Genomic DNA, 11,661 nt, shown 5'->3' with positions numbered 1-11,661 from the left:
TGAGAATGACTCAACCTTTTTAATAATGTTTTAAAAAGGTTGAGTTTTTCAGTTGCTCTTCTAATCAGTAAAAACTATAAATCAAATAAAGAATAATCCTGATCACGATGATATATAAAGATTCGTAAAGACGGATGAAATACAGCCAAAATAGAAATATCCACTTTTTTATATGCTTACCTATTGATCTAATTTTTCAGAATATTTTGTTGCAGGAGGAATAACAATAGCATCGTACTTTTGGATATAGCTAACGATAGTATTATTGAGTTGAATGTTATGCTTTATACTTAGCTCTTTTAGCTTGTCTAAATCTACAACGGTCCATTGGTCTGGAAAGGCATATTTTAGCAGTTCCTTATCTTCATCTTCTATGAGATTTTCCGTTTTTCCTGTTTTGTTATTTAAGAGGTACCTGGGAAAACTGATCATAGAAAACGACTTTGACTGATTTACATTTGCCAGTTCATAGATCATATTACCTACTTCCAGGTTTCCGCTGAAACTTGTTCCTCTGGCCGTATGAACAGCCCCAAGTTTAATAAATATTTTTACAGGATCTTGTTTTAAACTATGATCGAGATAATATTGGGAAAAATTACGCTTCATATTATCAACCCGAAGCTGCCAAAAGCCTAGTGTAATCTGATGATTGATACTCAAAGACTTTTCGAATTCTTTTATTAAAGGGAGATTTTTTTTGTTTTTGGAGAGTGTTAAAAAGGTTTTCAATTCATTGGAATGCAGTAGAGTATTCATCAGGTCTGGATTGAAGTTATTTTTTCCTTTTTTATATTCAGACTTGATGAGTGTGTACACTTTATGATATAAATCTGCAGAAACTTTTTCTTTATCTGAATTTTTATAAAGTTCATCAATCAGAAAAAGATAAGAAGCATAATTTTCAAAGTCTATTCCCGAAAGGTTAATATGATACTTTTTCAATTGTTGAAGTGTTTTTTCTTCTTCTTTAGTTCTGAAGAACCCAAATGGTGGGATACCGGTTTGAGATAAATATTTTGAATGATATGATCTTAAAGAAGAAGAATTTTCACTTAGTTCCAAAAGTTTTTTTGAGGATACCGGGCCTATCTCAGTGAGATAATGATCATATCCGTTTTCTTTAAAAAAGGGTATTAAAGAACTTACCAATGTTTCTATAGAATGTATATCGTGTTGCTCTCCAATTAAAAAGAACTGAGATTCCGTAATTTTGTTTTTGATGAATTCTGCTCCTTTCCCATTAAAATTTCCATCTTGATCTAATGTAAAATAGAAAGTAGCTTCCTTGATAATATTATCTTCTTGTTGTGAAAATACAGCAGTCCAAAAGACTAAAAAGTAAATTGTAATATATTTTTTCATTGTGTTTTTATGAATAACGTGATCCCCCTTTAAATTATTTCACTTTCATAGCATTAAGTGTTCATTTTTAGAGGAAAAAGATCATTGAAAACATAATTTTTACCCTGTTACATTCTCCGTATTTTCCCATTTTAAGCCAGTACTATGATTCTCAAAAAAGAAACTTAGTAACTGATCTGGTTTTGTCTCAATAAAACATGTGAAAAAATGAAACAATTAGTCATTAGCGTGCTCAATAATATTTAACTATTTGACAATGAGTTGGATATATCTGATATTGTTTTTGCTTTATCATAAGGTTTTGTATATTTGAAAATTAGCAGCCAGATAAACATACACCACACAAAAAAGATGAAAAATATCCTGACACTTTTTTTATTGATTCTACTATTGACAAACTGCAATAATTCCCAAACAAAAACTGCTGAACAAGACGAGCGGCTTGAGTTTGTACCTGAGCCAGATAAACATGAAAGATTATTAAGTGAAGCAATCCAAAAACTCAAAACGATTAATTGTGACTTTTTGGAACCGGACACTTCACTTTGTGGGATAGAACTGAGAAATTTCAAAACTGCTGACAAGATTATTGGGAAAGACAATAAAACTGATGAAAGAGGACAATATCATTTTTATTCGCTAATGGACGCTGAGACATTAACATTGACACAGCATCCTGGTGACGGAAAAAATCAAATATCTGTTTTTAGCGTTTCTTATTCAGATAAGCTTGACCACGGCTACAAGCAACTTCAAATAGACACATTTCAAACAGAGAAAGGAATTAAACTCGGGTTGACCAAAAAACAGGTTATTGATAAACTGGGTAAATGCTCTGCCGTGGTAGACAGTACAAAAGACTGCATTGAAATCTATTATAGAATAGAAAATCCAAAAGACAGCAAGACGAAAATATTAAAAAATAACAATATGCCTGTCTACTTTGCAACATATACGTTTTGTAAAGACAAATTGAGGTATTATGAATTTGGATTTGAATATCCATAAAATAAATGCCCAACAACTTGCAAGATAATTCTAGAATCAGGACTGAATGGCTTGGATGAGATTCTAATAATAAAATTCCATACTTTACTATAAAATTTCTTTTATTTGTAATGGAACCAAAACACAATAAGATGAAAAAATATATCACTTTAATTCTGTCAGTTTATAGTATTATTTCTTTTTCACAAACCAATAGATTTATTTATGAATTAAAATATAAATCTGATTCTTTACAGGGAGATTATGAAAAAGAGGAAATGGTATTAGATATAAATCCGAATGACATAAAATTTTATGAGTATGGTTTTATTGAGAGTGATTCATTGATGAAACTTCCGGATCATCAATATGATCAACATACAAGTCAAACCGGTCAAACGCTAAAAAGGAAAAGAGGAACAAATGTAAATTTGAATTTTGAACAAATCAGAATGATGCCATTTTATTATGCTTTTGAAAGCAATGACGAGATAAAATGGAAAATTGAAAAAGAAACTAAGGTTTTAGGAAATTATAAGGTACAAAGAGCTACTACCGATTTTGGAGGAAGAAATTGGAATGCTTGGTTTACAACGGATATTCCAATTTCAGAGGGACCATACAAATTCAGGGGTTTGCCGGGACTGATTTTATTGATTGAGGATGACAGACAGAACTTTATTTATAGTTTTGTCCGTAATAAAAATTTAGGGAAGACTTATGACACGAGTGAATTTTTAGAAAGTCATTATTCGATGAACCCAATAAAACTGAATTATAATACTTGGGTAAAACTGAATGTAGAATTTTATAATGATCCGTATTCTAAAATGCGAACAGATTTTCAACCTAACTGGGATGTTCAAATTAACGGAAGAAAAATAACGAAAAAGGAAGAATTCAATGAATTGACAAAATCGACACAAGCCGAAATTAAGAAATACTATAATCCCATTGAGATCGATAAAGTATTTCCTTACCCCAAAGATTAGAGTTTTGGGTAATCATATAATGTAAGTTTTGCGTTGAAAATTCTATCCCTATAACTTCTGATTCTGATCCAAAAGAGCTGATTTTGTTTATAATATAATATCAGAAAGTAGAAAATATAAACAAATTAATTCCTATTTGATGCTATTACAATTTTTTTTATATATTTGGCAAAGATAGATCCTTGCTTTTCTTTTTAAGAAATGATGATGTTTCGTCATCGATGTAAAATTGCTTAGCATACTGCACTACATACTATCTTTAATGGTGAAATAGGTACTAGTATATACCTTTTCAGTTCATTTTCCGGGAAAATAAAGGTACATACTAGTACCCATTTCTGGAGTTGATAGATATAGTTCTCAGAAGATACGAAGGTATATCCCAAAAAACAAAGCCCTATTCAATTGTAGGGCTTTTTATTTATAAAAACACATAACCATGTCACAAAGTCTCAGCAGACAACAGATTTACGACCGCATAAAAGCATCTTCCAAAGACAGCTATATTTTGGAAGAAATGAAAAGGCTTGGTTTTTGGCAGGAAACATCCACTCCTTCTTTACCGGAACAGTTGATACAGAAAGAAGTCGTTTTACAGAAGGAATTACAGGAATTATTGGCAAAAGACCGAAAGTACGGCAATGAGGAAGCAATGCTTCGTGAAATGCGTGCAAAACGGATGCAGGAAGCAAAAGCCAAAAGAGAAGTTACCAAACAAAAAAACGAACAAAAGCTAAAGGACAAAGCCGATCACTGGAAGAAATTACAGGAGCAGCAGATCATTTATCTTGGCGAACATGTTTCGAAAGGACTTCAAAAAACCGATTCTGATGCAGAAAAGCTGGGCCAGTTTTCCCTTCCTGTTTTTGAAAACATATCAGATTTCAGTCAAAAATCCGGTTTCAGCCTTTCCGTAATAAAATATCTGGCTTTTCACAGGAGAGTTTCAAGAAAATCTCATTATCACATTTTTGAGGTTCCTAAAAAATCAGGCGGAAAAAGAAAAATTTCTGCCCCGAAATTACAACTGAAAATTTTCCAGCAATGGATTCTGGAAAATATATTAAATAAAATTCCGGTAGGAGAGACCGTTCATGGTTTCACTGCAGAAAAATCAATTGTTACCAACGCAGAGCCTCATCTTGGCAAAGATATTATCATCAATATCGATCTGCAGGATTTCTTCCCGTCCATCAGCTATAAAAGAGTAAAAGGTCTGTTTGCGAAGCTTGGTTATTCAGAACAGCTGTCAACTATTTTTGCATTAGCCTGTACCCAGGCTCACACAGAAGAAATTGTATTGGATGGCGTTAAATATTTCGCTCATAAAGGAGACCGTTTTCTACCTCAGGGATCCCCTGCCAGTCCGGCAATAAGCAATCTGATTGTTTATAAGTTGGATAAAAGATTACAGGGCCTGGCTCAGAAATTAGGATTTGTTTATACGCGGTACGCGGATGATCTTACCTTTTCTGCCCATCAGGCTAACGAACAAAATGTAAATAAACTTTTATATTTTGTAAAACAGGTAATCAGCGACGAAGATTTTACCGTTCATCCTGACAAGCTTCATATCATGAGAAACAAACATCAGCAGAAAGTAACGGGAATCGTTGTGAATGAAAAACTGAATGTTGAGAGGCAGAAACTGAGAAAATTCAGAGCACTTTTACATAATATTGAAGTCAATGGATGGCAAAACCAGACCTGGGGAAAAGCATTCCACCTGATCAATGCCGTTGAAGGATATATCAATTTTGTGAATATGGTAAATCCTTCCAAAGCTTTAGTCTTCAAAGAAAAACTAAATGCAATTATTGCAAAACACGGTAAACCGATGGTAGAGACGGTGAAAATAATTCCGGTACTTACAGAAATCATCGAAGTTCCCGAACGTAAAGAAGAAATAATAACACCAAAAGAAGAAAAAACAGATTGGTGGAATATTTTTTAGCCTGAGCCCAAACACCTAATAACAACATCTTAAGCAATAAGATAGATGAAAATCATCAAACAAACGAAACTCTTTTTCCACGAGGGAAAATCGGATAAAGTTTACGAAATCGATCTTTGTGAAATCAATCCCGATGCCTTTATTGTCAATTTCCGTTACGGAAAACGGGGAGCAACATTGAAAGAAGGCAGTAAAACTCCTGAATTTGTTTCCAAAGAAAAAGCTGAAAGTATTTTTGATCAACTCGAAAAAGAAAAGCGAAATAAAGGCTACCAGTCGGAAGTAGAAGTATTTGTAGAGCTTCCTTCATTGGAGGCTGTGAATTTGAATTCCAAGGAAGGTATTATACTGAAACGTCTGGAGGATGCTACTCAGGGAATCAATACTTTCAAAACAGAATGGAAAACCTCCCGTGTCATCTGGAAAGCAGCTCAAATGGAGATTAAAGAAGCCGTTCCTTATATCCTGAAACTGGCTACAAAGGGAGACGAAATGCAGTTGTATGCTTCCATTTTTGCGATCAGAACATTAAAGATCACTCAGGCTTCCGAGCTTCTTCACAGCATTGCCAACAGTACAAGGCAGAAACAGTATATCAGAAATGTTGCTTTTGACGCTCTTTTGACAATTGGTGAAGCTTTGGAGCAGGAAAAGGTTGTTTCAGAATTATTGGAAAGTCTGCCTTCCGAAATAAAATCTGCTATTGATAAAGGAGATTATGAAAGTTTAAAAAATCAGTACACCGAGAGATTTGCTAAAAAAGAAAAAGCGGATGAACTGACTTGTCTCTATATTTTATCGAAGGCTTATCCTTCTTTGATTCAGATTATTGAAAATATTATATGGCAGATTCCGTTTGAATCGCCTTATTTCAGAAATATCCGGGCGATATACAAACTTGCCCGTTTCAGAGATGATGCCCAGATTTTGGGAATGCTTTCATTTTTGTTTGAAAAGAAAACGCCGATGTTCACCAGAACAGCTTGCCTTGATCAGGAGTCCTGGAATACTGATCAGTATTTTTATCAGCTCGGAGGGTATGTTAATCTAAAAAAAGAGCTTTCCCGTAATGATAGCAGACTGGCATTTTCAAATTTCACCAAGTTCTATTTTCAGAAGAATGGTTTTTACTATTTAAAAGGGCTTGGAGAAAGAAATAAAGCAAAAGAATATGTAAGATTTGCAGTGAATGCCCTTATTCAATATTCTGATGCAGATTACACTCCTGCGGTCAAAAGACCTTTAAATACTTACGGAAATTACGACTGGCAAGCCAGAAGATATTATTTTACCGTAGTTGATTTCCCTGAATGCTACCATTCTTTGCTTCTTACGACCATACTTTTTGGAAATGACAGCAACCGTAAAATGGATTCTAAGCTTCAGTTTTATTTAACAAAAGAAGAATTCTGGAGTTCAGAATACTATTATCAGGAAGATAAACTCACCAAGGTAGAATCAGATACCAATAAAGACGCAGCGGCTTCGGAAAATTCTTCCGCTAAGAAACAGCAGGAAGGTGGCCTGGATAATATCATCAGTGCCTTTAAAAATATTTTTGGCTCAAATAAAGAAAAACAGACTTACTCTCAGGCTGGTCAGGAACTTCCTTTGGCGGATAATGAATCAAGCATTTCAAAACCTGAACTTTATCCTGAGTTCTGGAACGAAATGCCTGAAGCTTACATTCAGCTTTTGATGCAGGGAAAAATGAACCTCGTGATGAAGTTTGCTTACGAAAACCTGTCTGTTCATTCAAAATATGAGGATCTGTTGAAGAGAATAGAACCCGAAATGATGATTAGTCTGTTGAAAAAGCCTTCAGAATACCCTCAGAATTTAGGTTTTGATGCTTTGGCAAAAAGAGAGACCGAACTAAGACAAGATGAAAATTTTGTAGCACAGGTTTTACTTTCTGACCACGAAAAAGCAAGAAACTGGGCAAAAACAACAATAGAAAATAATACACAGCATTTTCTCTCTTCCACAGATTTTATTATGTTTTTGGTGATGAACTCACAGAAAGGATCCGATGAATTCATCAATAATTTACTTCAAAAAGCTTCTTTCTCCGAAGAAAGACAAAAAGCTATCCTTGGAAAAGTAATTATACAATTGATTGCTCTGGAAAATAATGAGGAAAACAACAATATGGCAGAAGCAGCCACCAGAAAGCTGAAAATAATTGCAGCTTCTGATTTCTCTGAGATCAGTTGGGATATTGTTGCTCAGTTATTGACTTCTCCGTTGAATAATAACAGGTTTTTGGCCAGCGAAATCCTGCTTTCCAAATCTCAGAAATATCCTGCTACAGAATTTCCGATGTCAATTATCGAATTGCTTCTGAATAATGAAAACGAATCTATCAGACAAAATGGAGTGAGCCTTTTAAAACAATATTCAAAAGAGGAAATTGAGAAAAACTGGCTGCAAACTCTTGAACTGCTTTCTTCAGGCTACAAGGAAATAGTAGAAGGTGTTCTTTCATTGAACGATAATTATGAGTCACAATCTGAAATTCAGCTGCAAACTACTGAAAGGCTTTTTGAGCTCTTAATGACTGAACAGAAATTTGAAGATGCTCATCAGGTATTCAGAGACTACCTTGAAAAAATGGTTTCAAAATACAGCGATGTCATTCCTGTAAAGCGAATCATCAGATTGGTGTTTGCCAACAGTGTGAAAAACCAGCTTTTCGGAGTAGAATTGCTGAAAAAAATAAAAGATAGCAGCAAATTTAGTCTGAAACAGGTTATTACGCTGGCGAATCATGAGTTTCTGGCAGTAAGGCAATGGGCATGGAATTTTTATAAAAATAATGTTGAAAGAATCAAATCAGACCGTAATCATGCATTGGGAATTCTGGATGCAAAATGGGATGATACCAGAGCATTTGCATTTCATTTCTTCGAAACTGAATTTACAGATGAAGACTGGGATACAGATTGCCTGGTCGGAATTGTAGATTCTGTACGTGCTGATGTAGAACGTTTCGGGAAAAATCTGATCATGAAATTCTTCAAAAAAGAGCAGGGACTGGAATACCTGACCAAACTGAGCCAGCATCCGAGCCAGAATATTCAGCTTTTTGTGACTTCCTATCTTGAAGAATATGCAACAGACAGTCCTGAAAAACTGAACGAACTGAACTTCTATTTCCGTTCCGTACTTTCAAGGGTAAACAGGGCACGAACTGCTAAAAACCGGATTTTCACTTTTCTGGAAAATGAAGGAAGAAAAAATACGGAATCAGCTGAAATTGTCAGCGGAATTTTAGATGATTTATCAGCAACAACAGCTATTCAGGATAAAGCGAAATGCATCCATATTATTTCTGAACTGAAAATGATTTACCCTCAACTGAATGTTCATCTCCAATTAATCTCTTAAGTCATGCTATTCGATTATAAATTTCATAAAGATACAGCCGTTACGAACTCTGCAACGGGTACGCAAATGAGCTTTTCACCTGATCTGCAAAGAGATCCCACATTTTTTGTAGGGAAACTCAATAAAAAGATTCCATTCAGGGAAGCGATTTCAGCTTTGCATGATGTGGTGGTTTCCGATCTCCGTTTCAAACCGAAAGACAGAGCGGAGTACAGAGAATGGGTAGCTGAACAGGAAAAGCTTTGGCTGAGCGATTATATGGCGGAATTTCAGATACAAGAAGTCCGACAAAGAATGGCTGAAGTAAGGGGAGAGCTGGATCAGGTTTATAAAGAAAAAAACAAGGTTTTAGGCCCTTTCAATACGGCAAAAAGAGCGTATTTCGATTATCTGTACCAAAAAGACAAAGATGCCTGGTTTGTTCTCGATCCCGTTATTACAGTACATCCCGACGAAGTTTTCTTTGAATGTTTCAGTCAGGATGAATCCACTTATGGGAAACTGAGCAGCAACTACAACGTTTTTACTGAAATCAACGAATTCAAGTGTGGAACCACCAATATTGATTATTCGGCTGCGCTTTATAACGAATTCCAAAAAATAAGAGACTATAAGGATACTGAATTTAAAATTGACCCTTCAGGATTTGAAGCACTTACGACCAACGAAGAAGTGTACAAAGAAGAAAAAATAGATTTGCCAGATTCCTGGGTTCGTGGATTTTTACAGGTAAGTTCTGCAATGACTTTACCGGCAACTTCTTTCGATCTTCATCCGATGGATATTTTCAGTATCTGTCAGTTTTTAAGGAGATTTAAAGAGAAAAAAGGACCGAGAGCACTGCGTTTTATTCTTGAACCAGGAAAACCGATTCAGGCCGTTTTTGAGCCATGGTATGAAGTCTTAACTTTTCACCGTTCTATCTATAAAGGACCGGAAAGTAAAACGATCAGAATCTGGGGGAGAAGAAGGTTGCTAATCCTGGAAAGATTAATTCCGATTACCAAAAACTTCAGAGTTGTTCTGCTAGGAAACGGATTGCCTTCATTTTATATTGCAGATCTGGGAGATATGTCCTTTACTCTGGGGCTTTCAGGATGGACGACCAATGACTGGAGCAGGGCCGGAAATTTCGACCTGATGGCACCAAGAAGTCATGTAGACTTACTGACTCAGGAAAAAGTTTTCAATGGCTTAAAGGAGACCTGGTTTGGGACGGCCACTGAACTTTCAAGAAAACTGAATCTGGATACAGCTACCATTTCCGCTTCACTTACCTCTTACACCCAGGCGGGAAGAGTCATTTATGATCTCAACTCAGGATTGTACAGAGTCCGTGAACTGACTCAGGAGCCTCTTGACATGAAACAGCTACGTTTTTCAAGCCCGTTAGAGGAAAAAGCAGACCGATTGATTACTGAAGGGAAGGTGAAAATTGATTACAGTGTAAAAGATGATATTCTCAATATCCGGGGAACAATAAAAGACAATGGTTCACCCTATAAAACAGAAGCTTTCATCGATAAAGATCAACGTTTAACCGACGGAAACTGTCAATGTTATTTTTATAGAAAAAACGGATTGAGACAAGGACCTTGTGAGCATATTCTGGCAACGAGAATGATGATTAACAGGCCGAGTTCAGCTGTTTTGGGATAAATATATTCATATACAAAGGAGAATAGCACAAGTTCTGTTCCCTTTGGAGCACAAAAAGTCTTCTAAAAATAGAAGACTTTTTATGTTTACAGTTGCGTTTATTGAAATCTCCGTTAAGAAAGATATTTTAATACTTCCTTTTATGGGTTTATTAACTCCTTCACTAGAGTTTGGTGGCCGGAGTTATAATAATTGGAGGAGAAGGACATTGAGCCGCTGAAAGGACGCAGCTATCTGTACGTTCACAATAATAAAAATTCATACATCTTACATTGATTACCGGGAAATTAACACCGCCCTGTACTGTTTTAAGGTTGTTTCTTGAAAGTTTTTTTAGATTTTTCATATGATTTTTTTTAGGAGATAAAGATCAAAACAAAAACCTTCAGTTTCAAGTGCTAGTTAGTAAGTGTATTCAGATCTTCAGCAAGTGTGGCTGATATAAGACCAGACGTTTTTTTAAAAGATTACGATCGGGCTGCTTCGGGATTAAATAGCCATTGTTTATTCCATGTTTTATCATTATTTTAGTAAAAAACTCTTATTCTGATGACGAAAAAGAAATTTATCCTGATGTCTATCCTGAAAACCTGGCTTATATCCACATTGGTCACTTTTATTCTTTTAATGGTGTTCTTAAGTCTTACCAGAGAAGTAAGAGAGTATCCCAGAAATTGTGATATGAGTGGATTGGCGTACGGTTTTGCTATATTCTGGGTGTTCTTTCTGAGTATACTTTCTTTTAGCAGTTTGTTATCAATTTTACGACCATTTCAAGGCAAGATTAAGACTGCATTATGCTGGTTTCTGTTACCGGTAATTGCTATTGCTTCTCTTTCTACCATTTGGGATGGAAAGGTCAGTAGAGAGGATATATTCTTTTTTCTGATGATGAACCTGCCATGGCTGATTACCTGGATATTTTTCTATTACAGATTGAAGGTCCGTTTCTATACAATAGTCCAATAATATGATCATTAATAATCTATGAGAAAACAACTGAAAAACTGGACCCTGTTTTTTATTTTAGGAATCGCAGCTATCATTATAGGATTGGTTGTTTCCATTATGTTGATGACGGGAGTTTCAGCACCTGATGCTTTATTTGGAATGTATATTCTCTTGGGTTTAATTCCGGTTCTGTTGGTAGTAGTGATAGATAGGATCTTCGTTTGGAAATTCGGAAATAAAATTGCCAATAAAATTCAGTTCTCAATATTGGCATTTGTTGCTTTTTTATGGGTGGTAAGGTTTCTTATTGACTTACTGTCTTAGATTGAACTATTAAAAAATAGGATGCACAGAGCAGATATA

9 protein-coding genes are annotated in these 11,661 nt (G+C 35.2%); 7 read left to right on the top strand and 2 right to left on the bottom strand.

All coding sequences use genetic code 11. The annotated features are described in order from the left end of the window. Positions 1-180: 180 nt before the first annotated feature. The gene (locus tag AC106K_RS03690) at positions 181-1,365 is read right to left on the bottom strand and encodes a hypothetical protein (RefSeq protein WP_482443446.1); all 1,185 of its coding nucleotides are present in this window, start codon (positions 1,363-1,365) and stop codon (positions 181-183) included. Between the two features lie 351 nt (positions 1,366-1,716). Here AC106K_RS03690 and AC106K_RS03685 point away from each other — a divergent pair, with 351 nt between their 5' ends. The 5 genes from AC106K_RS03685 (at position 1,717) to AC106K_RS03665 (ending at position 10,347) form a co-directional block, all read left to right on the top strand. Next, positions 1,717-2,373 carry a hypothetical protein gene (locus AC106K_RS03685; RefSeq protein ID WP_482443445.1) on the top strand — a complete coding sequence of 219 codons (657 nt, stop codon included), beginning with the start codon at positions 1,717-1,719 and terminating at the stop codon, positions 2,371-2,373. A 131-nt stretch (positions 2,374-2,504) separates the two neighbouring features. Continuing rightward, positions 2,505-3,344, top strand: a complete 840-nt coding sequence (locus AC106K_RS03680; RefSeq protein ID WP_482443444.1) for a GLPGLI family protein — start codon at positions 2,505-2,507, stop codon at positions 3,342-3,344. Between the two features lie 439 nt (positions 3,345-3,783). Next, positions 3,784-5,298: a retron St85 family RNA-directed DNA polymerase gene (locus tag AC106K_RS03675; RefSeq protein ID WP_482443443.1), complete on the top strand. Its 1,515-nt coding sequence runs from the start codon at positions 3,784-3,786 to the stop codon at positions 5,296-5,298. Between the two features lie 45 nt (positions 5,299-5,343). Further along, positions 5,344-8,688, top strand: a complete 3,345-nt coding sequence (locus AC106K_RS03670; RefSeq protein ID WP_482443442.1) for a WGR domain-containing protein — start codon at positions 5,344-5,346, stop codon at positions 8,686-8,688. Between the two features lie 3 nt (positions 8,689-8,691). Beyond that, positions 8,692-10,347, top strand: a complete 1,656-nt coding sequence (locus tag AC106K_RS03665; RefSeq protein WP_482443441.1) for an SWIM zinc finger family protein — start codon at positions 8,692-8,694, stop codon at positions 10,345-10,347. Positions 10,348-10,510: 163 nt separating this feature from the next. Here the strand turns inward: AC106K_RS03665 and AC106K_RS03660 are convergent, their stop codons facing one another. Further along, positions 10,511-10,693, bottom strand: a complete 183-nt coding sequence (locus tag AC106K_RS03660) for a bacteriocin-like protein (RefSeq protein WP_482443440.1) — start codon at positions 10,691-10,693, stop codon at positions 10,511-10,513. A gap of 203 nt (positions 10,694-10,896) precedes the next feature. On the opposite strand from AC106K_RS03660, the gene AC106K_RS03655 reads away from it, so the two are divergent. Both AC106K_RS03655 and AC106K_RS03650 read left to right on the top strand, forming a co-directional pair. Next, positions 10,897-11,316 (top strand): hypothetical protein, encoded by a 420-nt coding sequence (locus AC106K_RS03655; RefSeq protein WP_482443439.1) that lies wholly within the window; start codon positions 10,897-10,899, stop codon positions 11,314-11,316. An 18-nt stretch (positions 11,317-11,334) separates the two neighbouring features. Continuing rightward, complete coding sequence (locus tag AC106K_RS03650; RefSeq protein ID WP_482443438.1) at positions 11,335-11,622, top strand: hypothetical protein; 288 nt, start codon at positions 11,335-11,337, stop codon at positions 11,620-11,622. Positions 11,623-11,661: the final 39 nt, after the last annotated feature.

The organism is Chryseobacterium sp. FR048 (assembly GCF_056844665.1).
The sequence above is the reverse complement of the archived record's forward strand: the minus strand, read 5'-3'. Positions and strand labels throughout refer to the sequence as shown.